The sequence below is a fragment of the Desulfosporosinus lacus DSM 15449 genome (genome assembly GCF_900129935.1).
GTDB classification, from domain to species: Bacteria; Bacillota; Desulfitobacteriia; order Desulfitobacteriales; family Desulfitobacteriaceae; genus Desulfosporosinus; species Desulfosporosinus lacus.
In genome coordinates this window covers 597135-621483 of sequence record NZ_FQXJ01000003.1, presented here as the reverse complement: position 1 = coordinate 621483, position 24349 = coordinate 597135, and the positions used below count along the sequence as shown (strand labels likewise).

Below are 24349 nucleotides of genomic sequence, written 5' to 3'. Positions count from 1 at the left end.
GCACTTTTTCATCCTTTCTTGAGAGGTAAACATAACACAATGCGGCTCCCTTTTCCTGTTCCTGATTCGATGTCAATTTGAGCCCCGATTTCCGCCGCCCGCTCCCGCATGATGTTTAGTCCAAACGTCTTCTTCGGCCCCTTATCATATTGAATAATATCGAATCCCTTTCCATTATCCTCTGTGGTGATGCACAGTTGCTCCTGAGTTAGTAAAAACGATATTTTTACACGATCCGCCTCTGAATGTTTTCTGACATTGTTTAAGGTTTCCTTGACAATGTTCAATATATTGAGTCCTACATTCGGCTCCAGTTCTTGGGCTGTAAATCCAATGGGCATATCCAATACTGCATAAATGCCTGCTTGTTCCTCAAAATCCCTAATGTCCTTTTTTAAGGCCGAAATAAAATTTTTCTCCATGGATGAAGCATTCCGGACATTGTGAATATACTCTTTAATCTCATAATGAGCCGATTGGGTAACATTAACCAGCTTATCCAGCTTTGATGATGCCGTATCAACACCTGCGTTTAAAAGCTCTTGCCTGATGCCCTGAGCCTGAAGGTTGATAAAACCCAGCACCTGACCCAAGTTGTCATGCATATCCCTGGCCATCCGTTCCTTCTCTTCAATGACGGCAAGCTTCCGTTGCTGTTTGAGAAACGCTTGTTGGGTCTGCTTTTTTTCAGTAATCTCATAAGTTACTGCTAGCCTGCCTAAAAGCATGCCCTTATTGTCGGTTAGTGGAGAAAGCAATACTTCATAAGCCTTTGACGATTCGTTTGTATTTATAGAAAACTCAGTATGAGTAATACTTCTGTCCATACACGCCTTGGCCAGTTCCGGAATTATAGCGCAAACTTTTTCTGCTCTCTTTGAAGAAACCTGTGAAGCAGTTAACCCTATGATTCTTTCAAAGGAAGGATTAATATCTCGAACACGATTCTGCAAATCGAGCACCATAACACCGGCATCCATGGTCTCAATCACTGTGGTACGTGCCAAAGGCACGAGGTCAAACATCTTAAAACGGAATATTCCCCAGGCAATAATCCAGCCCGCGGGTCCAAAGAACACTGGAGTGATATCGAATCTTTTTACAGGTCCAAACCCCAAAACGTACAGAATATTTGGGATTACAATCAAGCTCATTCCGATGAGGAGGGCAATGGCTTGCTTCCTGTAAATCGTATTCCTAAAAAAAATCGTTCTGATCAGAAGCCCCCATGCGACGATGTTCAATAAATGTGAATAAGCCGCATGAATGAAAAAAGCAAGACCGTATTTTTTGACAATGACCGGAAATAATCCGCTATAATCCATATGCAGGTCATATCTTACTAAACCATGCAGTTCATCTGTCCACACAAGCATGACAATGATTGTCGGTATGACGGCTAACCACAAAACCTTGCGGTTCTGAACCCACTCATCATACCCCGTAAATTGCATACATAAGGCAAGTAAGGTTACCGGAGAATAGCAGTAAGCGAAATACTGCATGTTTGCCCAAAAAAGTTTTGTGGCCAAATCAGTACTGGACATTTCCAGGGCATTAGCCGATGACCAGATGGTAACTACAAACATGCTGAGGATAAAGCCGACGGCACCTTTGACATTTGTTCTCCTCACCAGGGCATAGATACCTAGAAATAATGACATAGCTGCAGAGGCCGCTAAGGGCCATATATACCAAATATATTGAAGCTGCATACTATCCCCCTCGTCAACCACTCAATCCTATGAAAATTCCTGTTAACTTAATTCCTGCTATTAGTTATATAACGGCATTTTTCAGCAAATTCTTTAATTCTTATTGAAGAGGCAATGCTATTCAAAGGCTATTAACGGCACAAAAAAAAGACCTCCTTTGCATACGAAGCAATCGAGATCTCTATTCAGGGATTCAGACAAAAACTGAATTCAAATCAATTTCAAATTCCGGTATCATAGCTACTTTTATTTTATGGTCTTCTGCATAAACTTCAGGTCTGCCATACCTTTTATTTTCCTGAAGAATGAATACGCTAACAAGTTTGTAATCCGGTTCAACAATCCAATATTCCTTAACACCAGCTTGTTCAAATTTATTAAACTTTAAAAGTTTATCGTTCCTAGCCGTTGAAGGCGAGGAAATTTCGATAACCAAGGCTGGCACTCCAAAATATCCTGTTTTTCTAAGTTTACTCTGATCACATACTACAACAATATCCGGTTGCGAGATGATATTAGAGATTTTTTCATCATTTTCTTCATTATCAGGAATACACAGATCAAACGGAGCAGCAAATACCCTGCATGAACTTCCTTTAAGATTAGCGTTAAATTGTGATGTTAATTCCACCGATATTGCCTGATGCTGCCATGTTGGAGCAGCTTGCATATAGGGGACACCATCAATTATCTCCCATCTTTCTTCATCCGGCCAAGTCAAGTAATCTGCATACGTGTATTTTCTTCCTTCTTGTAATAATGGCATCGAAAATACGCTCCTTTAATCGTTATATTATTCATTTGACTACTACTGAAATAATTATACTTTATCGGGTCATATTTATCATCTCTTTATTCCATAATTTTACCATTTTAATAATAAATAGTCCTACCGTATTTTTGGCAAATAAAAACAGTCCTGCTCGGACTGTTTTTATTTGCCAATAGAGTATAGTCCGATAAGTTAAATTCTTATTGGACTTCAGCTTAAAAACCTAGTGTTTATGACTTAGATCTGCGTTCTTTCTCTACCATTTCTTGAGAAACCTTATGGGCTTTTACCCGAATATCTTCTGGGTCTACGGTGATTAATTGTCCTTCACGTACAACTATTCGACCATTGACAATTGTTGTATCCACAATACTGGTATTGCCACAGCAAACCATGGAAACCAAAGGATCATGACAACCCGCAAAAGCAACATCCTCAAGATTAATAAGCGCTAAGTCAGCTGCCTTCCCCTCTTGAAGAATGCCTGTATCGTTTCGTCCCAGTACTTCTGCTCCGCCACGCGTGGCTGCTTTAACTGTTTCGTAAGCAGAAAGTCCCGCATCGGCATACCTTAGGTGATTAAGCAGATAGGCACGACGAACTTCTTCCCACATATTTGAACCATCATTGCTGGCACTGCCATCCACAGCGATCCCCAGTTTGACCCCCGCTTTAATTAATTCACTGGTGCGACAGATGCCGCTGCCTAGCTTCATGTTCGAGGAGGGACAATGTGCTACTCCTGAGTTGGCTAATACTTTAATTTCTCGATCACTGAGATGAATAGCATGAGCAAACCAAACATCGGGCCCTATCCACTCGATTTCTTCCATCAGTTCGACTGGCCGACGGCCATAGAATTCAAGACAGAATTTTTCTTCATCCATCGTTTCCGCAAGGTGGGTATGCAACATAACCCCTGTCCCTGTGGAACGGGCTAACTCTCGGGCTTGGATCATTAAATCCTTACTGACAGAAAAGGGAGAACAAGGTGCAAGGGATAGCCGAGTCATAGCAAATGGAGAGGGGTCATGATAGGTTTCAATCAAACGTTGTGAATCCTTAAGAATCTCATCTTCAGTTTGGACCACTTCATCAGGGGGCAGCCCCCCTTTGCTTTTGCCGAGGGACATGGAACCCCGAGTTGGATGAAAACGAATTCCGATTTCTTGAGCTGCCTGGATTTGACTGTCAATCAAGGTGGCAGGTTGACCTTTGGGGAAGACATAATGATGATCTGTGGTCAAGGTACACCCGGTCCGTAAGAGTTCCGCAAAACCAACTTGTGAACCATAGTAGACCGCGTCAGGTGTTAGGTGCTTCCAAAACTCATAGAGATTTATGAGCCAAGAAAAAAGTGGCATCCCTTGAACTTCGGATAAACCGCGAAAGAGTGTTTGATATAAGTGATGATGAGTGTTGACCAGTCCGGGAATTGCCAACTTCGAGCTGCCGTCGATCACTTCATGCGGTCCGTCATAGGTTAATTGTTTACCTACAGCTCGAATCTGATGTCCATCGATGAGGAGATCCACATTTTTGAGAATTTGATCTTGATCATTACAGGTAACAAGGGTGTGAATATTTTTGATAAGAATTGCCAACGAAATCACGCCCTCCTTTGCTCGATTAATTACATCAAATAAGTATTCTCTTCATAAGAGGGTTGAATTATTTATCCTGGTTAGTTTCAAAACGATAAATGCTTTCTAAAACCACTTTGATTTCTTTGTCCCAGCCTTCCACGAGACGGGTATTTTCTTTTTCATAAACGACTTCTCCCGTTATGAGATTACCAGAAACAGCACAGATGCAGGCTGCTTTCAGTTTGCGAACATGAGCCACAGTGTAAATTGCGGAACTTTCCATTTCAACGTTCATAACACCTAATTTAGCCAGTTTTTCAATCCATTCCTGAGTCTCACCATAGAAGGCATCATCAGAGGCACAAATCCCGACATGAAGTCCAAAATCAAGCTCACTTTTCATACTTCGAGCGGTTTGTATGATCGTATGGGTTAGATCAAGATCTGGAACAGCCGGGAAGCAATCCGGCACATAATAACGCGAGGTTCCTTCATTTTTCATAGAGCCTGAGGAAACAAGGAGATCTCCGATCCGAATCTCAGGTTGTAAAGCTGCAGAACTTCCAATGCGAATAAAAACCTCGGCACCTACATTAGCCAACTCTTCCACCGCGATTGAAGCGGATGGACAACCGATTCCAGTTGAAGTAACACTTACTCCAACCCCTTTATAGGTACCTGTAAAGGTCCGGTATTCTCGATTATTGGCAATGAGAACGGGATCATCCAGGTATTTGGCTACTCGATCTGCACGAGCCGGATCCCCGGGAAGGAGCACATATTTTGCCACATCTCCGGGTTTAACCCGAACGTGGTATTGTATTTTCCCTTGAGTTTGGTCTGCTTTGTTTAGTATTGTCATGATTAGTTCCTCCATTTTAGTGCTCACTGGGAGCAAATATTTTTCCGACGTGGGCAGGTCCCCGGGCCCGCTTAGCGACAAAGGCCAAAACTATTATGGTTGTCAAATATGGAATGATTTCTAAGATTTGGGCTGGAATCGCCAGCCCCTGTGCATTCATCTGCCAGGCAAGGACATAACCGAAGAATATTGAGGCACCGAGTGAACCCAGAGGGGTCCAGCGCCCACAGATCATGGCTGCTAAAGCAATATACCCTCGCCCGGCTGTCATGTTTTTCGTAAATACATTTAACATTCCGATGGAGAGAAAAGCTCCGGCCAGACCGACCAGGGCACACCCTACAATCACGCTCAGGTACATATATCTCCGGACCGGTATACCTAAGGATTGGGCTGCATATGGATTTTCACCCACGGACCGTAAACGAAGTCCCATCTTTGTGCGGTAAAGAAAGAAGTGACTGAGCAGGATGAGTACCAAGCCAATGATCGTGAGATAGCTCATATTATTAAGTATCGGTCCAAGAATAGGGATTGAATCGAGATTGGATATTTGCCCTATTTTGGGTGCGGATGGAGATTGTCCTTTATTGTTAAAGAGCAATTGCAACAGGAAGACGGTTAAACTAGAGGCTAAAATATTGATGGCTACTCCGCTAACTACATGGTCCGCCTTAAATTCGATACAGATGGCCGCATGTAAAAGCCCAAGCACAGCGCCAACTGTTAGCGCAGCTAAAACACCCATCCAGGCTGATTGTGTGTAATAGGAAGTAATGGCAGCTGCAAAGGCTCCAGACAGCATAATCCCATCCAATCCGACATTGACGACTCCAACGCGTTCATTGAACAATCCCCCCAGTGCTCCAATATATAAAGGGGTTGCAATTGCCACAGTAGCTTGGATGATGCTTATAGTAAGAAAGCTAATCATGATTTGTCCCCCTTTAGCATAGAGCGTAAACCGTCACGGAAGAAATGTTCAGCCGCAATGAAGACGATGATTAAGGCCTCTAATATTAAGCCCAGTTCACGAGGGACATTGACCTGTAACGACATGAAGGAAGCTCCATTCTCAAAAGCGCCAAAGAGTATGGCCGCCGGAATGATACCTAAAGGGTGATTCTGACCAAGCAGTGAAACCGCAATGGCCGTAAATCCATAGCCCGGTGAAAAGGAATTGATAAACCGTCCATAAATCCCCAAGGAACGCTCGGCGCCCATCAGGCCGGCAATCGCCCCACTCATAAGCATAGCTCTTAAGACAATGCGTGTGCTTTTAATACCGGCATAGCGTCCGGCACCGGGGTTGAGGCCCGTCACACGCAGATTATATCCCCATGGGGTATAGAAAAGAAAAACATAGATGACGATGGCTAAGACAATGGCTATGATAAAACCTGTATTGAGCTTATTGGGTGGCATAAGTGCCGGAAGAATGGCACTCGGATCAACCTTATACGTTTGAGCGACAGCACCGGGCTCATGGAAAACGCGCACAGTCAGATAAGCGGTCAGAGCATAGGCTACATAGTTTAACATGATCGTAGAAATAACTTCGTGCACCCCAGACTTCACTTTCAGCAAGGCAGGGATGATAGCCCAGACATAACCCGCCAAGGCCGCCGCAGCAAGTGCTAAGGCAATATGAAGGAAAGCCGGGATATTGTGAATACTAAAACCTACGATAGCTCCTGCAATTGCTCCTACGTACATTTGACCTTCTATTCCGATGTTAAATAACCCTGAACGTGTTGCAATTGAAAAAGCCAGGCCGCCAAAAATATAGGGCGTGGCCCGTTGGAGTGTCTCCGCCCAAGAAGAGGGATCGCCAAAGGCCCCTTGGAACATGGCAGCATAAGCTTGCAATGGGTTTTCCCCGATTGCAAAAATAATTACTGCCCCAATTAATAAGGCACTGAGTACGGCTAGGACGGAGGGGAGGATCTGCCAAAAAAAATGTTTTAAGCGACTTGTGTTCACTCTGATCCACCTTCCCCTTCAGGACGAACTCCGGCCATCATCAAACCGATTTCTTCTTTAGAAAGGTGATCCGGAGTATTACATCCCATAAATCGCCCCTGATAGAGTACCGCAACCCTGTCCGACAGGGATAGAACTTCCTCCAATTCATTGGAAACGAGAAGAACAGCGGTGTTCTGGCGACGGCATTCCAGGAGAACTTGATATATAAATTCGATCGCTCCGATATCCACACCCCTCGTCGGCTGAACGGCAATAATCAGTTTGGGGTTGGCATGAAGTTCGCGTCCGATGATTAGCTTCTGCTGGTTGCCCCCTGATAATGTGGTAATTGGTGCTTCCAGGGAAGGGGTCTTGATTTGGAATTCCGTAATGATTTGATTAGCATAATGATCTATACGCTTATTCTGAAAAAGCAAGTTAGAAACAAACTCTTTACCGGTATGATAACCTAATATCGCATTTTCTCGCACATTGAACTCTCGAACGAGCCCGGTTTTAAGGCGATCAGCGGATATGCAACTCACTCCCTTTTGACGGAGATGTGAGGTATCTACACCATTAATGTGTTCACCAAGATAAAGTATTTCCCCTTTTTCCACTTTGCGCAAGCCTAATATTCCTTCGATCAGGGCATCCTGACCATTTCCGGCAACTCCGATGATTCCTAGGATTTCTCCAGCCCGAATGTTAAAGGATAAACCATCTGCCTTCTGATCTCCGTTGACTTGCTCAGTCTGAAGGCCTTGAATCTGCAAAACAAGTTCCGCAGGTTGGGCATCCTCTTTAACCAGATCAAGAACAACGTCACGACCTACCATTTGTCGCGCCAGAATCTTTTCGTTAACTTCTGAGATGGGCCAATGACCTACCGTTCGTCCGTCACGGATGACCGTAACATCATCAGCAAGAGCCATGACCTCATTTAATTTATGGGTTATAAAAATGACAGTACATCCGTCCTTTTTGAATTCCCTTAAAATCTCAAACATCCGATCGATCTCTTGGGGGGTCAACACAGCTGTTGGTTCATCAAGAATAATCAAGCGTGCTCCCCGGTAAAGTACTTTTACAATCTCGAGTCGTTGCTGAATCCCAACAGGTACATTTTCTACTATGGCATCTAAATCTAAGTCTAATCCATATTTTTTACAGATTTCTTCCACTGTTTTTCGGCTGTTCTTATAACTAAGCAAGATTCCTTTTCCAGGTTCTGCACCTAGGATGATATTTTCTAAAACACTTAAAGCCTCTACCAACATAAAATGCTGATGCACCATACCTATTCCATGCGAAAGTGCTTGAAGAGGGGAGGAGAATTGGACTTTCTCCCCCCATAAATAGATTTCTCCTGAATCAGGCTGGTGAAGGCCAAAGAGGCTTTTCATTAAGGTGCTTTTTCCCGCTCCATTTTCGCCGACAATGGCATGAATTGTTCCGGCGCGAACGATTAGATCAATTCCATCATTTGCTTTTACATGGCCGAAGTGTTTTTTCAAGCCATTGATAACAAGGGCTTCCTCTTTCGCCACGGCATATCACCGCCCAAAGTTTATTTCGTTGCTGTTACATCCGTAACTTTAATGCTACCGTCAATAATTCCTTTTTTGATATCATCAAGTTTTTGAAGTTTGTCAGCGCCAATTAGGTCCTTAGTAAATTTCATTTCCGTGACCCCAATGCCACTGTTCGCCACCCCATAGGTATTCGTCCCTGCTTTGAAATTTTTATCCACAGTCCCTTTGATTGAGTCATAAACAGCTACGTCTACGCGTTTCATCATGGAAGTAAGTACTAATTTCTCGGCCATGTAATCCTGATCTGAATTACAACCGATTGCATATTTATTGGCTTCTTTGGCTGCTTCAAAAAGTCCGGATCCTGATCCGCCGGCAGCATGGTAAATAACGTCAACCCCTTGGTTATACATGGTCAGGGCAATACTCTTGGCCTTGGCCGGGTCATTAAAGCTACTGAAGTCAGAACCAATCGGTTGAACTACGACTTGAGCCTTGGGGTTAGCATATTTTGCTCCTTGCTCGTATGCAACGGTAAATCGATTGAGAAAAGGAATATCCATAGCAGGTATTGCTCCAACCTTATTACTTTCCGTCATCATACCTGCTAAGGCCCCCACAAGAAATGAACCCTCATGCTCGTTGAAAACGAGGGATGAGATGTTGTTGCCTTCCACCACAGCGTCAATAATTGCAAATTTAGTATCTGGGAATTCAGGAGCAACCTTTCCCAAGGGTTCGGCCATGTCAAAGCCAACAACGACGACCAGAGCATTACCCGCTTTAGCCAGATCACGTATTAAGCCTTCTTCGGAGGCCAGATCGGGCGGTTCAACTACCTTTAGTTGTACACCAAGTTCGCTCTCAGCTTTTTTTGCCCCTTCATACGCAAGGTCATTAAAAGACTTATCTCCTAAACCGCCAACACCCGTAAGCAGACCTACTTTGGCTTGTTCAGAAGCTGCAGGTTGAGTTTGATCAGTGTTTGATTTCTGAGTACCGCAAGCCGTCAGAGTAAAGAGAATAAAGACAGTTAGCAATAGTCCTAAAAATTTCTTATTTCTTTTCACTTTAAGTCCCTCCCATATTTTTTGAAATTCTTTTTTTAGTTAGTATGTAATGCCCTAAACTATCTTTTTGCCATCACCCCCTTCCATCCTTCGTGAAGTTTAGTCTATATAGGCGACACTGCGGCATAAAGTGAAACGGCAAAATTGATCAACGTAAAATTCAGTGTTATACATTATGGGTTGACCTTCCGCCGAGTATTCGACAGTATCGATTCGGAGCATAGCGGTTCCTACTTTGAGATTGAAAAGAAGAGACATCTTCTCGTCGACAATGCTCGGAATTAATTCAATCACATCGTGGGTAAGTCGACAGTGACAGTGCTTTTCAACAAAAGGAAAAATGGCCTGATGTAATTCTTCCTCGGCAAAATCAAGCTGTCGGAAAAGCTTGCGTGGAATTCGATCAATGCAAAAAGCAGCTGGATTTCCGTCAGCTAAAAAACGTTTTTCAACCACTAATAGTTCTGCATTTTCTTGAAGACATAATTTCTGACTTTCCTCATTCGTTGATAAGCGCCAGTTCTGCGTGACTTCATCAACTGAGGAAATATAGCCCGCTTCCGCTATAAACTTCCCGATTTCTCGAGCAAAGTCTAAGCGAGTTACTAAATGCTCAGCGAATTGGTTAATGATTGTTCCTCTGCCTTGAAATCGAGCAATAAGTCCCTCCCTCTCTAAAACTGTCAAGGCTTCCCTGACAGTGAGCCGACTGATTCCCAACTGGGCGGCCAGGTCCTCTTCGGAAGGTAAGCGAAAATTATCTTTCTCAACCATAGATGTGATATACCCTCGCATTATTTCCAGTGTGTCGAGAACCGCTGTTGATTTTCGAACCTTTCTTACACCCTGCATCTTTCGCAACTCCTCCACCATAATGGCCAATATGCCTGACTATTCGTATAAAGAGGTATAGTCCTCTGATGAATTGATGATTTACAAATTATACTTCTATCGTGGCAGGGGATATTCCTCCTTTGAATATAATAAAAGGATAATTTTCTTTCAGGATCGATATAAACCTTTACATGCTCGAACAGACATCTAAGTTTGAGTGGAAAGTGAACTCGTTCAGCTAAAGCTGAACATCGAGACATAAGGAACACCCACTTGCAGAAGTGGGTGTCTCGGAATTAATAAAAATAGACCTACTGTTAAGCAGGTCCAAATAAGGATACGAGGTCAAGTTATTTACAAGTTTTCAAGAGACTGACTATCTTTAAGCCCAGCTCAGCCTCAAGTCGGTCTTTATGATTTGAAAAATCTATTCCGCTAATTTCTCTAATCTTTTCAAGCCTATAGAGAATTGTCTTGTAGTGAATAAAGAGTTCCTTTGCTGTATGTGTTGCATTACTATTGTTTTTTAAGAACACTTCAAAGGTATTTAATAGGTTGGTTTTATTTTCTCTATCATAAAGAATCAGATTATTAATGGATTTAGGTACAAATTCCGTTAGATCGTTGGTCACTCCTAGTTGACACAACATGCGCATTATCCCGAGTTCCGAAAAGCTTATAAAAGCTTCATTCATTATTCGCCCAATGTTAATCGCATTTTTTGCTTCTCGGTAACTGTCTGAAATATCTTTAATATTGACTGCTATACTGCCTACACCTGTTGAGATATGCATCTTGGGGTATTTCTTTGCAAATAATGCCGAGATTTTAAGAGAGGCCTTTCTTATATCAGCAACGACCGGTGCTTCACTTTTGCCTTGGGTCGGCCACAATACATAAAGTGAATCACTGCTAATCCTCATGAAATGTTTTGTGTATTCATTGATAACATTGGCAACAGTCGAACCGACCTCAGTAATGAAATTTGTCCTCTGTTTTTTGCCTGTTAAGTAATCATTAATATCTAGAAATTCCATTAAAACAATACAGTATGGACCTTTAAGATCCCAGCCTATAATTGATGCGCGTTCCAAGGCAGTTTCTATCAAGATATTCCCGCTTATAAGAGAATCCAGTAAGTCATTCTTAAATCTTCTCTCAACTTCACTAATAGCGAACCTTTTTACAAGCTCAAGAGATATCACTGTTGAGGCATTTTCTAAGATAATATACTCAATATCTGTAAGCCGTTTGTTTATTTCCACAACGACAAGGTAAGCGTTAATCTGATTTAACTGTTGAATGGGTATTACTACTTGAGTGGCTGTAATATTATTTAAATCCGGAAAAACTACTTCCTGTCTGTAATAATAGAATTTCTCATTTAAATTTTCTCTTTGAGTACTATCCTGTACTTCACCGAATGTGGTTACACTAGGATCTGTGGCAGCCATGGCTTTATATTCTTTATCATAAATGATGACGGGGTTGCCAATAAGCTCTTCGAGAACCCTGGATATACCTTCTAATCCTTCTCCTGCAATGACTAATTCTGTGAAATGATCTTGCACTTGCTTGTAGTACTGAAGCTTAGATACTTCTTTATTAAACAATTCCGCCATTACCGGATACATTACATCAACAAATTTAACCTCTCTGCCCAGTTCGATGATGGGAAGACCAAATTCATCTCCGGCTTGAATAATTTCCAGAGGTATTTCCTCGACGACTCTTCCGGTCTTAATAATTAAGGCACTGACTTCTCTTTGGGCCATCTTTCTGATGTAGTCCCTAAAAGACATGATTTCATTCCGTACATTGTAAAGACTAGTCAGTAGAATTTCTCCTCCGGAAAGCCAGTCCACGATATCAGGGACTTCGATAATCGTAATACCTTTGACGATATTATCGGCACGATGCTTTCCCGCCAATAACTTGGCCTCCCGTAATGGTCCTATCTCCATAATATCCCTTACTGTTATTTCCATACTGTATTGTCCTCCTGAAGTGATATCTAATAATCCCTCACTTTGGCATATCCAAATACACTAAAATTTTTATATTAACTATATCCCAACTGGATAAAGGCCGTTCCATTCTTTTATAGTACAATAATATGTAGATAAAGTGAATCCTTCAATAAAACAAGTATTCTTAGAAATGGGGAACGTACATGAAAAGTAAAATAATAAAGGTCCAAACTCTTACCAAAGAAGCATTTGCTCCTTTTGGGCATGTGCTGATGCTTAATCCGGGGCAACCGCTAATTAAACCTGATCCCCCTCAGTTTACTGATCGAATGCCGTTTTCTGTCGATGATGGGGAGGCAGAATTCGTTTATGCTCTTTTGGAAAGGCGCGAGTTCAAATTCTCAAGTATGGAAAGACATCTGAAAGTAACTCAAGGTTTCTTCCCCCTTTATGGTGGACCTGCTATCATTACAGTAGCCCCTGCTACAGATGCGAATGACCTGGAATCATTGCCCTCTGCCAATTCAGTTAAAGCCTTTCTTTTAGAAAGCTACACTGCCTTCGTTATTAACCGAGGCGTTTGGCACGGTATGATCTTTCCGTTAGAAGAAAAGTTCGGCTACATCCTTGCAACACGCCAACAAACAACTGACGAGTCCCTTTCTCCTTTATATGATGGTGACGTTCAAATACGCAATCTAGAAACAACCTTTGAGATCATGTTATAATGTTTCCCTTTAACTTCTTGTCCTAAATTTATTCTAAAATGAGGTTGCAACAAAACTTTTTCCAAATTTTCTTGTTGCAACCTCATTTTTTTGTACGTTTAAATCAAAGACATCCAACTATAACATATGGATGTCTCTGACCAATGTATTCTATTCTGCTAATTTTAATACTGTTTGATACAAAACCTTCGCCCCCGCTGTACAATCCTCTGGGGTACTCCATTCTGCAGGATGGTGGCTAATGCCGTTTTGGGATCTAACAAATATCATCCCGATTGGACAGAGATTCACGACCTGCATTGCATCATGACCTGCACCGCTTGGCAAATGTAACTCTTCAATTCCCAATTCGCGGCAACTTTCGGCAATAGTATCAATAATTTCTGGAGAACAAGGTGCCGGAGGAACACGTTGCAAGAAATCAACCTCGAGTTTCAAACCCCTTTGAGTACAGATATCCTCTGCCTGTGACAGTATGCTTTTTTCAAGTTGTTGCGCGACTTTAATAGAAACATCACGCAGATCGACCGTAAATTCCACCCTCCCCGGGATAATATTGATCCCACCCGGGTAGGCATGAATCTGTCCAACCGTTCCAACTGCACTCTTGGTCGCACGGGTTTCCTTTTCTACAACACCAATAATTTGGGCCGCAGCGGCCAGTGCATCGAATCTTAAGTTCATAGGGGTAGCGCCCGCATGATCCGCCTTACCCGTTACGGTTACCATCAGCCTCAAAGAACTTGCAATTCCTGTGACAACACCGACCTGCAAATTTTCGCATTCAAGTACTTTGCCTTGCTCCACATGAAGTTCGAGATAGGCCTTTATTTCATCCGGTCTGCGGGAAGCTTTAAAAAACTCTTCAGGATTCATTCCACAGCTTTTCATAGCCTCCGCAAGAGAAATCCCCTCGTTATCTCTATACTCTAAGTTTTCCACTTTTAAAGTGCCTGACATCCCTCTGCTGCCCAGCAAACTGAAATTAAAGCGACAACCCTCTTCATCCCTGAAGACATATACCTCTATGGGGTGTTTAGTGCTGATCCCGTTCTCCGTCATACTCTGTAATACTTCTATCCCTGCGAGTACTCCTAAACTTCCATCGAAAATTCCACCGTTAAATACCGAGTCCAAATGGGATCCTATAAGCACAGCAGGAGCATTAGAGTCCTCCCCTTCTTTTCGGCCTATTAGGTTTCCGACTTCATCCTCATGAACAGCTAAGCCAGCTTCTTTCATCAAGTCTTCTACCATTTTAATGGCTTGACGATCTTCCTTGGTAAAAGCCAGTCTTGTAATACCCCCATCTGGATTCTTACCGATCTCCCCTATATCCAACAAATTCTTCCACAATCTATCCGCATTAATCATGTGTCCCACAACCTATACCATAATTATTCTGTAACCCCTTACAGATTGACATCTCTGTTACAGTCCTTTGTATAAATGTAGCAAGCGTTCTTTCTGCTTGAACAATAAAAAGCCTGCGGAACGTAAGGACCAAACCAGATAAAGTCTTCTTCTTTCACTGGGAGCCATTTGTCGTCAATAAGATATACCCCATCTCCCTCAAGAAAGTAGAGCCCGTGTTCTTGTTGATGCGTTTCAACAAATGGATGACTTCCCCCCGGATGAAATGTCAAGGTATGAAAATTAACATCAAAGCCAAGATCAGCCGGAAGAAGATTTCTTACCAAAACATTGTCCATATCATCATAGACTTCATTGGGCAGATCATTAAGATTTCCGAGAACAACTCTTGCCTCATATCCCTTAAGTTTACGATACCTTTGCTTATATAGCAGCAGTCTCCATACCTTTTCAGACTGGTTTGTTAAGGAGACCGCTTGAGATGCGGGTGCAAATACATAGCCATTGTCTTGTAACACAAATTTCTGATCTTCTACTTGAACTGTACCCTGACCATTGATACAGAACACAAATGTCTCAATACCCTCTTCTTTAAATGGCAGTGTTGTTCCTCCGCCCGGCTGAACATCAACTGTGTAGAAAGCAAATTTAGTTCCTAATTCTGGTGAAGCAATAATACTTACTTTACAGTTCTCCAAATTGGGAATCACGTTATTGACGCGTCCTTCGGGTGGAATAACAGCATATCTGCCATGTTTGATAATGGCACGGGTGGCTAATAAATCGTTAGGATAACCCACAAATACTCCTCCTCCTATTTTTTTAAAGATTTGATGTAGCTTTTATCGTGGTTGAGTTAGTATCATCTACCTCAGCCTTTTAAGTTGGTTAAAAAGAATGTTTTTCTGAAACCTGATCGAGTAATCTTTGTATAAATTGTTCTTAGTACCATCCTTCTTAATTATTGGATATTTTCAACCTTTTGTCTTTGGTAATCATGGATAATTATTTAACTATTTAATTATCCTTTGTAAGGGTAAGGGAATTTCAATACGAGGATCTATTCCAAATAATTATTAAAGCCCTTCTCTTATCTATGACAAATAATCTTCCTAAACATACAAAGATCACTTGAATTTCATTACTATAGGTAGACTGCAGTATCCCTAAATATCGCCCTTATACTCTGAAATTCGATAGTTAGGGGTGTGTTCCTGCTTTGGCTAAAGCCCCTCCTAAGACTGCAGGAATTTGGTTATGACTAAAAGGAGACTATTATAGCGAAGGAGCTTTGACCTATTATTGTAATAAAAGGCCTGAAGTAGCCTTTAGTCTTTAATGGGATAAAAACAATTCAAGCTAATTAGCAATGACGGATAATGAAAAATGAAAATATTTAGTATATTCTTGGTGTACACAAAGAGAATAACAATTTTAGTAAACAGAGAGGGGCATAAATGTGTTCAATCTAGTTATTAAAAATGGTAAGGTCGTAACATCGGACAGGATTTTTGAGGCAAGCATTTGTGTGAATAATGGTAAAATCGCCGCAATTGTTGAGGCTGGAAGTCCTATCGAAGCAGAAGAAGTCATAGATGCCAAAGGGAATTATGTATTTCCAGGAGCCATTGACAGCCATGCCCACTTAAACGATCCCGGTTACTGCTGGAGAGAGGACTATACCCATGGAACAGCAGCCGCAGGGGTTGGGGGGTTCACAACTATTGTGGATATGCCTCTTCAAAATGAACCTGCATTGACTGATGGCACGATCTTCGATAAGAAAGTAGAAACCGTTTCTCCCAACGCTTATGTAGATTATTGTTTTTGGGGTGGTCTGGTCGACTACAATTTGGATAAATTAAAAGATTTAGATGAAAAAGGTTGTGTAGCTTTCAAATCCTTTATTGGACCAGTTTCTCCTGATTATGTGTCATTAACCATAGGGCAAGCTAAAGAAGCTTTGGAAATCCTCAAGGATTGTGATGCCCGTGCAGGTTTCCATTGCGAAGATTATTCTATCATCAAATGGGAAGAAGAAAGAGCTAAGAGAAAAGAAAAAAATGATTGGCGAGATTTCCTTAATTCAAGGCCTGTTATTGCGGAATTGATTGCTACTCAAAATATTATTGAACTTGCAAGAGAACTTGATGCCAAAATTCATATATGTCATGTCAGCCATCCAAGAGTTGCAAAAATCATCCGAGACGCTCAGTTGGAAGGCATAGATGTAACCGCTGAAACTTGTGGCCACTACCTTACCTTTACAGATGAAGATGTCATAAGGAATGGGAGTCTGTTCAAATGTGCACCTCCACTAAGAGAAGCAGCTGCCGTCGAAGAAATGTGGGAGTATGTAAACAATGGAACCTTATGCTGTGTTGGTTCTGACCATTCCCCTTGTGAATTAAGTGAAAAGAGTGAAGAAAAGCATGGCATCTTTGGGGCCTGGGGCGGTATCAGCGGACTTCAAAATGTAATGCAGGTTGTATTCAGTGAAGGTGTGATTAAGAGAGGGTATAGTCCTACTTTGCTGGCGAGATCCTTAAGCGAAGGACCGGCTAAGACTTTTGGAATCTATGGTAAGAAGGGCGCCATCGAAGTTGGCTTTGATGCAGATCTCGTAATTCTAGATCCAGGACAGGAATGGAAAATCACACCGGATTCCTTACATTATCTGAACAAAATTTCCGCGTTTGTAGGCTTAAGGGGTAAAGGTCTGCCTGTATGTACATTAGTAAGAGGTCAAGTCGTAGCCAAAGATGGTAAATTAACAGGTCAAAAGGGATTCGGTAAACTTGTGAGAAAAGCCAAATAAGTGAGTGGGGGAACTAGTTCATCTAAAGCTAAACTAGTTTTTCAAGCCTATCAGGCATGCTAATAATAGTAAATTAGGGGGAATATTAATGAGCAAGCGTTATGATGTAATCCTGCGAAACGGGATTCTTGTTTGTTCGGATGGCGTAAAAAAAGCGGATGTTGCTATTTGTGATGAAAAAATTGCAGAAATAGCGACAGAAATATCTGGCGACGCAAAAGAAACTATTGACGCAGCAGGAAAATATGTATTTCCCGGCACAACAGACGGACATGTACATTTTAATGATCCGGGAAGAACAGATTGGGAAACCATCACAACGGGAAGCAGTGCTCTGGCAGCAGGCGGCGGGGTTGCATACTTTGATATGCCGCTTAATTGCAGCCCATGCACTCTTGATGCAAAAAACTTTAATGCCAAGCTTGCTGTGGCGCAGAAGGACTCTTTGGTTGATTATGGATTTTGGGGCGGACTGACTCCCAAAAATTTGGATAAACTTGAAGAGCTTGCAGAATGTGGCGTAATAGGGTTTAAAGCATTTTCCTGTAATAGCGGTATTGATGAATTTGAAAGAATGGACGATTTTACAGCTCTGGTGGGCATGGAAAAATTAGCAAAACTTGGCTTGCCGCTTATGGTGCATTGTGAGAATAATGAAATCACAAGAGATTTGACGTCAATCGCCCTTTCCAATAACAAAACAACCGTACGGGATTATTTTGCAGCCCGCCCGCCAATTACGGAAATAGAAAATGTCTCCCGCATGATTTCACTTGCCGAGGAAACTGGTTGTAAATTAATCATCGCTCACATCAGCACAGCGAAGGCAATCGAGCTCGTTACACAGGCAAGAAGCAGAGGGGTTGACGTCTGCTGTGAAACAATTGGCCATTATTTAATTCTTACAGATGACGATGTAGAAAGGATGGGAACAGTTGCTAAATGTTCACCTCCTATTCGCAATACTGAAAATCAAACTAAGATGTGGGCAAAACTATTAAATGGCGAGATAGCTTTTGTTTCCTCCGACCATTCTCCCTGCGACCCGAAGCTGAAGGACGGTGAATTTTTAAAGGTTTGGGGTGGAATCTCTGCTTGCCAAACAACACTTCCGGCCCTGCTGACTCATGCTTACCATGATAGAAAAGTTGCACTTGAGGATATTGCAAAATTGACCTCGCAAAATGTCAACGAGATATTTAAAATTCAAGGTAAGGGGAAAATTGCTCTTGGCTTTGATGGGGACTTTGCGCTGGTAGACTTGGATAAGGAATTTACGTTGCAGGCGGAGTCTCTTTTCTATAAGCACCAAGTAAGCCCTTATGTCGGAGACCGCTTCCGTGGGACAGTCACACAAACCATACTCAGGGGAACAACTATTTTTAAAGATGGAAAGATTGTATCTAAGCCTATTGGCAGACATCTAAGACCTAATTTGTAAACGACATATTACCTAGAACTAGGGTGACACTAAAAAAGAGAAGGAGTTGGGTGTATAACGATGTCTACTAATACAGAAAGTAACGTTATAAAAGAGACGCAGATCCAACATGCTGCGGGCGTGGATGAATCACTAATTCCGAAAACCGAAAAGGGTAGGACGGTAGGTCCCATAGACTATATGTTCATGTGGATTGGAGACGGTGTCAATTTAGGCAACATGACGCTTGGAGCCAGCCTGGTTGTTGCAGGAATCGCAACATTAAACATGTTTCAGACATTTGCCGCAGCGATCATAGCAATTGGGATCATTTCAACCATCTTTGCTTTAAATGACAGGCTCGGATACAGAACAGGTATACCCTATGTTGTACAGCTTAGAATGTCCTTCGGAGTGAAAGGCTCCGTCATATCATCACTTTTGCGCGGTATCCCCGCCATCGTGTGGTATGGTTTTCAAAGTTGGATTGGCGGTACAGCCTTAAACGAAATCGCGAAGATCCTTACAAGCGGCACCTTTGATAATGTTTTCATTTGCTTTGTTCTGCTGCAGTTAGTACAAATTGGGCTTTCACTGTACGGCTTCCATGCTATTAAATGGGTGGAATCCCTGACATCTATTGTCATTATGCTCGCTCTTGTCTATGTATTTGGCGTTCTTCTAACATCCCACAGCACAGTTATTGCAGAAAAATGGATTCAAGCAAAAGGTTCATGGGGCTTGCCGTTCTTTGCCTTCATAATGATGTTTATGGGGAACTATGCAGCTATCTTTTTAAGCGCTGCGGACTATTCGAGAGAGCTAAAATCTGGCATCAGCAATGCGAAACGGGGATTTTTGTACTTTCTTCCTATTTTAATAGCCTACGGTTTCGTACTCGCAATCGGCGCAATGCTTGCTTCCGCTACCGGCATCTCTAATCCTGTGAAAGCGTTTGCAATCGTGGTAAATAACCCTTATATTACAGTCTTTGTATCTGCGTTTATTGTTATGGGGGCGATTGCCGTAAATATGGTTGCCAATATTATTCCGCCAACCTATGTTATTACCTTAATTACAAAATTGAAATATAAAGTTGCTGTTACCATAACTGGACTGCTTGCCTTATGCTCCTTCCCTTGGGTGCTTGTACAGGATTCTTCGGCAAAGGGTCTTGGTATGTTCATTCTTATCTATTCCGCATTTTTAGGCCCTATTGTTTCAATCTTATTAATCGAATACTATATATTAAGAAAGCAAAAAGTAAATGTTGCAGATTTGTACGAGGAAGACGGTCCTTTTGCCGGATATAACCCAGCAGCGGTGCTTGCTATGCTTATCGGAGCTGGAGCCGCCTTTACAAAAGTCGAGCTGGCATGGATTATTGGTGTTGTTGTGGCAGGCATTTCCTATATTCTTCTCATGAAGTTTGCCTTTAAAGATTCCAAATTCAAAAAAGGTACGATATTTGAGTAATAATTGTATATCTTTTATTGTCTAAAACCCATTTACGCTTATAAATCCCTGGAATGCCATAAACTTGGCCCCAGGGATTTTTTGTATTCACGGTTATCTCCTGTGCCCCATTGAAAACCATGATATATGATTTACATCGAACTTTCATTAATAACTGTATATTATTATAATTTTGGCAAATACTACCATGATATTATTCTAATAGAATTGGAAGGAATCCTCTTGAAGCTACGGAGTTTCTTGTTACTAAGTATCTTATCCTGGGTATTATTTGTGGCGATTACACTAATATCCTCTAGACTTCCGTCTCCCGTGCCAGAACAGGCTGAAGCCGGAAAGTCTGTCTGGCAAAGAAATAATTGCGTAAGCTGTCACACCCTGTTTGGACACGGCGGATATGAAGCGGATGATTTGACTCATATTACCGCTAAGGAGACTTCGGAATACCTCGTTAACTATCTTGTCCAACCGCCGGTGATGCGTCCCAACAAATACGCCCGTCACCCGGCTCTCAACGAAGCAGATGCAGAGAATCTAGTGAACTACCTGGAGTTTGTTCACACCATACCCACTTTGGGGTGGCCTCCTCAGCAAGAAGAAGTGGAGGAGAACTGATGAAGTTGTTCAAGCGGTTTTCTTTTAGAGGTAAAATTGATAAATCTAGTGCTCGAAAACAGCAATTTATTGCCCAAAAGATCAGTCGCAGATATTGTTTTTCCGCAGTGAGCCTATTCGCCCTGCAAAGTGTGGTAGCTTCACTGGGTGCATTGGAATTAGTGATACCGGATTTACCCTCACCGATTCCCTTTGAGTACGGTAGAGCAATCCACTTGGCCTTGGCTGTTCTTTGGCCCCTAATTGGCACCATGGGCATGGTTTACTTTTTTACCACTGCCGAACTCAACAGGGAGATCTATTCCCCCCGTCTGGCCCGCTGGCAGTATTGGCTGGTTATGTTTTTCAGCTTAGGGGTCTTTAGCACCTTAGCCCTGCGGATTGGTAATGGTCGAGAATATCTTGAAGGAATCCCCATTTTATATGTTGGCATATGTATATCTCTAATTCTGGCTTCCTATAACCTTGTCCGAACATTGCTGACAGATAAAAGGAATATTACGCCGGCTGCCGCAACAATGACAGTGGGAGTCATATTTCTGATGTTACTATTGTTGCCGAACACCATTACCTTTAGCAATCCGATCACTGATGAAGCTACCAAGTTCTGGGTAGTACACTTGTGGGAAGAAATGGCCTTCGAACTAACATCCGCCGGCTTCATTGCCACGTATTTCATTGTCTCAGGTCTGGCTCCTCGTACAGAGGTTGAAAAATGGCTTTATCTAGAGGCCGTTTTAGCGGTCGTCGGAGGCTTGTACGGTACCGGACATCACTATTACTGGATTGGTTTTCCCGCTGTTTGGTTAGTTCTTGGTTCGTTGGTCAGCTTGGTAGAGGTCATTCCCGTGGGTATGTTGGTTCGCATGACCTATAAAGGACTGAAATCCACTAAAATTAGGAGTAATCGGGAAAAACTCACCTTGTGGTTGCTTCTCAGCAGTGTATTTCATCATATAATTGGTGCTTCCCTCTTAGGCCTATTTCTTACCGTGCCTTGGATTAATCTTTACACCCATGGGACGTATATTACTTCCGGGCATGCCCATTTAGCCTTATTTGGAAGCCTGGGTTTTGCGGTTTTGGCTGGGTGTTATTACATCCTGAGTCAGGGCAGCCAGCCTACACTCAAAGGGTATAAGGGTGGAGTTCTGGCAGTAATTTTACTTAACAGCGGACTGATCATTATGTCCTCAGCCCTGCTGGTTGCCGGTTTCATGGAGACTTATTTTTGGAGAATCCTCGGTATGGACTTTATGCAAGTCCGTTTCATCCTTAAACCGTATTTAAGTATACGGGCACTGGGCGGAGCGATATTCACTCTCGGGGACCTATTACTTTCTTGGCGTATTTTTAAGGCCTGGCAGGCAACGAGGTCTTACAGGCAGCCAAAGATCTGAAACTTTACTCGTGAGGTCTAGAAATGCAGATTACCATAACTAGTTCGTTTTGGATGTTTCTCCTAATAGTGTTGCTGGCACTTCAATTGCTCTTAGTAATAATACTAATCATTAAACCGATTCTGCGTTATCTTGTGGGGCTGCAGATTCGCGATTTTGTTGGAAAATTACTTTCTGACAAGTATACTCAGAACCTTATGGAAGTATTGCCAGCCGGAAAACGTATTTCGGTGTTAAATATCCTAGAAATCGGGTTGCGCTCGCAGAGTGGAAAAATCATTACACGGCCTATCGGTTCGCCTAAGAAGTTTCCTGGTTTTGATCACCTCATGTTTTCTCCCCACTTAATGACGAGGCTTTCTTTGCCTAAAAGCACCCAGATAAACATGCAGGTGACGATTGGCCCAAAAGCCCATAAGCCTCTTGTAATAAATATTCCCATTATGATTGGCGCTATGGCCTATGGAATAGCACTCAGCGAGGAAGCAAAAAGGGCTTTAGCCAGAGCGGCCAAAACCCTTCAAACTTCTACGTGTTCTGGAGAGGGTCCTTTTTTACCGGAAGAACGCATGGAAGCAGGAAAGTTTGTCTTACAAATTTCACGCTGGGCATGGGGGGCAAGAACTCAGGATCAAATTGACTCTGCTGATATGTTAGAAGTACAAATGGGACAAGGATCGGATATGGGCAGCGTCAGTATAGAGGCCGTAGAATTTCAAGGTCGAGCGCAGGAGCTTTCAGGATTAGCACCTGATGAAGTAGCGACTGGCTTTCCAGCTCCTCCCGGAATTCAAAAACAAAGTGATTGGCCTGGTTTCATGAAAAGTCTGCGTAAAAGGTCAAACGGTATCCCTATTGCGCTAAAAGTTATGGCAACCGGACATCTGGAGGACGACTTAGAGGCCGCGATTCGTTTAGGTTTTGATGCTGTCATTATCGATGGTGCACAAGGCGGTTCCCATGCGACAACCCCGATTAAACAAGATGATTTTGGCATTCCCAGCCTCTTCGCTTTGATTCGTGCAGTAAATTTTTTGAATAAGCAAAGGGTACGTGACCAGATTAGTTTGATCGTAGCCGGGGGATATTTTACCCCTGGGGAGTGTCTTAAGGCTATTGCTTTAGGGGCGGATGCCATCTATATGGCTACCGTTCCCCTTTTTGCCCTTACCCATAATCAAGTCGGTAAAGTGATACCGTGGGAACCTCCTACGACTTTGGTGTTTTACGATTCCCCTGCCAAGAGTAAACTTGATATCGATCAAGCCGCCACAAGTGTAGTCAATACCCTAACCTCCATGGTTTTAGAAATGGAAGAAGGAATGCGCGCTCTCGGAAAAGCATCGTTGAAAGAGCTTAATGCTGATGATCTTGTAGCGATGGATACTCTGAGCGCGGAAGTTACCGGAGTGAAGCGCATCTACTAAACAGTTATTACATTACTAAGCCTCCATCGACATATATGGTTTGCCCTGTCATAAAGCGACTCCAGTCAGAGGCTAAAAACAGGACAGGCCCGGCTACATCCTCTGGAGAAGCGATTCTTCGCAGAGGAGTTTGGGTGAGAATCATTTCTTTTACTTCTTCTTTGGTCTGCCGGCTGGCATCTGTTGGATAGACTAAGCCAGGCGCAACACAATTGACGCGAATGCCGAACTGGCCCAGTTCTGTCGCTAGGTTACGACTGTAACCAACAAGTGCCGTTTTGGCTGTGGTGTATTCATGATAAGGAATAATCGGTCTGGCCACTAGATTACTTACCATATTAATAATACTTCCTTGATTCCTTTTTCTCATGTTCTGAAGAACAGCCTGGCATACATTGTGTGTCGACCGTAAAGAACCATCTATATGCGCCTGATAATCCTCCCAGGTTAGTTCCCATACAAGCTTTCGTTTGTCCGGGTCAAATATATAGGGTTTAAAAGCATTATTGACCACAACATCAATCTTCCCTGCTTCTAACAGAATCTCCTCAACCATGCCTCTGACGGCACCTTCAGACGTGACATCCGCTTTAATCGACCATGCATCCCCACCCGAATTTTTACAGGCAGTAACAACTTTTTCCGCTGCTTCTTCGCTTTGAAGGTAATTAACAACTACTAAGGCTCCTTCTTTAGCGAAAGACTGCGCTATTTCAGCCCCTATGCCACGGCTGGATCCTGTAACTAAGATGACTTTATCTTTGAAGTCCACTTTCTCCCCC

The 24349-nt window shown here is 42.6% G+C and carries 20 protein-coding genes; 7 read left to right on the top strand and 13 right to left on the bottom strand.

Features of this window, described 5'->3' with window-relative positions; genetic code table 11:
- Nucleotides 1–8: 8 nt before the first annotated feature.
- The 10 genes from BUB11_RS03040 to BUB11_RS02995 all read right to left on the bottom strand — a co-directional run bounded on the left by BUB11_RS03040 (nucleotide 9) and on the right by BUB11_RS02995 (nucleotide 12327).
- Nucleotides 9–1715, bottom strand: coding sequence for a histidine kinase N-terminal 7TM domain-containing protein (locus BUB11_RS03040; RefSeq protein WP_073027766.1), 1707 nt, complete (start codon nucleotides 1713–1715; stop codon nucleotides 9–11).
- Nucleotides 1716–1908: 193 nt separating this feature from the next.
- The gene (locus BUB11_RS03035; RefSeq protein WP_073027764.1) at nucleotides 1909–2481 is read right to left on the bottom strand and encodes a Uma2 family endonuclease; all 573 of its coding nucleotides are present in this window, start codon (nucleotides 2479–2481) and stop codon (nucleotides 1909–1911) included.
- 236 nt (nucleotides 2482–2717) lie between these two features.
- Nucleotides 2718–4097: an 8-oxoguanine deaminase gene (locus BUB11_RS03030; protein WP_143187540.1), complete on the bottom strand. Its 1380-nt coding sequence runs from the start codon at nucleotides 4095–4097 to the stop codon at nucleotides 2718–2720.
- Nucleotides 4098–4158: 61 nt separating this feature from the next.
- Nucleotides 4159–4935: a nucleoside phosphorylase gene (locus BUB11_RS03025; RefSeq protein WP_073027761.1), complete on the bottom strand. Its 777-nt coding sequence runs from the start codon at nucleotides 4933–4935 to the stop codon at nucleotides 4159–4161.
- A 16-nt stretch (nucleotides 4936–4951) separates the two neighbouring features.
- Nucleotides 4952–5869 (bottom strand): ABC transporter permease, encoded by a 918-nt coding sequence (locus BUB11_RS03020; protein ID WP_073027760.1) that lies wholly within the window; start codon nucleotides 5867–5869, stop codon nucleotides 4952–4954.
- Nucleotides 5866–6918, bottom strand: coding sequence for an ABC transporter permease (locus tag BUB11_RS03015; protein WP_073027758.1), 1053 nt, complete (start codon nucleotides 6916–6918; stop codon nucleotides 5866–5868). Before BUB11_RS03015 ends, BUB11_RS03020 begins: the two co-directional genes overlap by 4 nt.
- On the bottom strand, nucleotides 6915–8450 hold the full coding sequence (locus BUB11_RS03010; RefSeq protein ID WP_073027756.1) for an ABC transporter ATP-binding protein: 1536 nt from the start codon (nucleotides 8448–8450) through the stop codon (nucleotides 6915–6917). The genes BUB11_RS03015 and BUB11_RS03010 overlap by 4 nt, the downstream gene beginning before the upstream one ends.
- A gap of 20 nt (nucleotides 8451–8470) precedes the next feature.
- Nucleotides 8471–9505, bottom strand: a complete 1035-nt coding sequence (locus BUB11_RS03005; RefSeq protein WP_073027755.1) for a BMP family lipoprotein — start codon at nucleotides 9503–9505, stop codon at nucleotides 8471–8473.
- A 99-nt stretch (nucleotides 9506–9604) separates the two neighbouring features.
- On the bottom strand, nucleotides 9605–10357 hold the full coding sequence (locus BUB11_RS03000; RefSeq protein WP_073027753.1) for a GntR family transcriptional regulator: 753 nt from the start codon (nucleotides 10355–10357) through the stop codon (nucleotides 9605–9607).
- A 332-nt stretch (nucleotides 10358–10689) separates the two neighbouring features.
- A complete protein-coding gene (locus BUB11_RS02995) occupies nucleotides 10690–12327 on the bottom strand; it encodes a PucR family transcriptional regulator (RefSeq protein WP_073027752.1) in 1638 nt (545 codons plus the stop codon).
- 185 nt (nucleotides 12328–12512) lie between these two features.
- On the opposite strand from BUB11_RS02995, the gene BUB11_RS02990 reads away from it, so the two are divergent.
- The gene (locus tag BUB11_RS02990; RefSeq protein ID WP_073027750.1) at nucleotides 12513–13037 is read left to right on the top strand and encodes an ureidoglycolate lyase; all 525 of its coding nucleotides are present in this window, start codon (nucleotides 12513–12515) and stop codon (nucleotides 13035–13037) included.
- A 150-nt stretch (nucleotides 13038–13187) separates the two neighbouring features.
- On the opposite strand, the gene BUB11_RS02985 is transcribed toward BUB11_RS02990, so the two are convergent.
- Nucleotides 13188–14411 carry a Zn-dependent hydrolase gene (locus tag BUB11_RS02985; RefSeq protein WP_073027749.1) on the bottom strand — a complete coding sequence of 408 codons (1224 nt, stop codon included), beginning with the start codon at nucleotides 14409–14411 and terminating at the stop codon, nucleotides 13188–13190.
- A 38-nt stretch (nucleotides 14412–14449) separates the two neighbouring features.
- Complete coding sequence (allE, locus tag BUB11_RS02980; protein ID WP_073027747.1) at nucleotides 14450–15211, bottom strand: (S)-ureidoglycine aminohydrolase; 762 nt, start codon at nucleotides 15209–15211, stop codon at nucleotides 14450–14452.
- Nucleotides 15212–15870: 659 nt separating this feature from the next.
- Between allE and allB (BUB11_RS02975) the strand changes: the two genes are divergently transcribed.
- From allB (BUB11_RS02975) to BUB11_RS02950, 6 genes are all read left to right on the top strand, one after another.
- Entirely contained in the window at nucleotides 15871–17229 is a 1359-nt protein-coding gene (gene allB, locus BUB11_RS02975; RefSeq protein ID WP_073027746.1) for an allantoinase AllB, read from the top strand.
- 88 nt (nucleotides 17230–17317) lie between these two features.
- Entirely contained in the window at nucleotides 17318–18670 is a 1353-nt protein-coding gene (gene allB, locus BUB11_RS02970; protein WP_073027744.1) for an allantoinase AllB, read from the top strand.
- Nucleotides 18671–18730: 60 nt separating this feature from the next.
- Nucleotides 18731–20125, top strand: coding sequence for an NCS1 family transporter (locus BUB11_RS02965; protein WP_073027743.1), 1395 nt, complete (start codon nucleotides 18731–18733; stop codon nucleotides 20123–20125).
- 222 nt (nucleotides 20126–20347) lie between these two features.
- Nucleotides 20348–20740, top strand: a complete 393-nt coding sequence (locus BUB11_RS02960; RefSeq protein ID WP_073027741.1) for a c-type cytochrome — start codon at nucleotides 20348–20350, stop codon at nucleotides 20738–20740.
- Nucleotides 20740–22140, top strand: a complete 1401-nt coding sequence (locus BUB11_RS02955) for a cbb3-type cytochrome c oxidase subunit I (RefSeq protein WP_073027739.1) — start codon at nucleotides 20740–20742, stop codon at nucleotides 22138–22140. The genes BUB11_RS02960 and BUB11_RS02955 overlap by 1 nt, the downstream gene beginning before the upstream one ends.
- Nucleotides 22141–22163: 23 nt before the next feature.
- Entirely contained in the window at nucleotides 22164–23567 is a 1404-nt protein-coding gene (locus tag BUB11_RS02950) for an FMN-binding glutamate synthase family protein (RefSeq protein WP_073027738.1), read from the top strand.
- Between the two features lie 7 nt (nucleotides 23568–23574).
- Here the strand turns inward: BUB11_RS02950 and BUB11_RS02945 are convergent, their stop codons facing one another.
- The gene (locus tag BUB11_RS02945) at nucleotides 23575–24339 is read right to left on the bottom strand and encodes an SDR family oxidoreductase (protein WP_073027736.1); all 765 of its coding nucleotides are present in this window, start codon (nucleotides 24337–24339) and stop codon (nucleotides 23575–23577) included.
- Nucleotides 24340–24349: the final 10 nt, after the last annotated feature.

Coding starts and splice junctions, on each gene's coding strand:
- BUB11_RS03040 (WP_073027766.1), bottom strand. CDS start 1,715: ATGCAGCTTCAATATATTTGGTATATATGGCCCTTAGCGGCCTCTGCA.
- BUB11_RS03035 (WP_073027764.1), bottom strand. CDS start 2,481: ATGCCATTATTACAAGAAGGAAGAAAATACACGTATGCAGATTACTTG.
- BUB11_RS03025 (WP_073027761.1), bottom strand. CDS start 4,935: ATGACAATACTAAACAAAGCAGACCAAACTCAAGGGAAAATACAATAC.
- BUB11_RS03020 (WP_073027760.1), bottom strand. CDS start 5,869: ATGATTAGCTTTCTTACTATAAGCATCATCCAAGCTACTGTGGCAATT.
- BUB11_RS03000 (WP_073027753.1), bottom strand. CDS start 10,357: ATGCAGGGTGTAAGAAAGGTTCGAAAATCAACAGCGGTTCTCGACACA.
- BUB11_RS02995 (WP_073027752.1), bottom strand. CDS start 12,327: ATGGAAATAACAGTAAGGGATATTATGGAGATAGGACCATTACGGGAG.
- BUB11_RS02990 (WP_073027750.1), top strand. CDS start 12,513: ATGAAAAGTAAAATAATAAAGGTCCAAACTCTTACCAAAGAAGCATTT.
- BUB11_RS02985 (WP_073027749.1), bottom strand. CDS start 14,411: ATGATTAATGCGGATAGATTGTGGAAGAATTTGTTGGATATAGGGGAG.
- allB (WP_073027744.1), top strand. CDS start 17,318: ATGAGCAAGCGTTATGATGTAATCCTGCGAAACGGGATTCTTGTTTGT.
- BUB11_RS02965 (WP_073027743.1), top strand. CDS start 18,731: ATGTCTACTAATACAGAAAGTAACGTTATAAAAGAGACGCAGATCCAA.
- BUB11_RS02955 (WP_073027739.1), top strand. CDS start 20,740: ATGAAGTTGTTCAAGCGGTTTTCTTTTAGAGGTAAAATTGATAAATCT.
- BUB11_RS02950 (WP_073027738.1), top strand. CDS start 22,164: ATGCAGATTACCATAACTAGTTCGTTTTGGATGTTTCTCCTAATAGTG.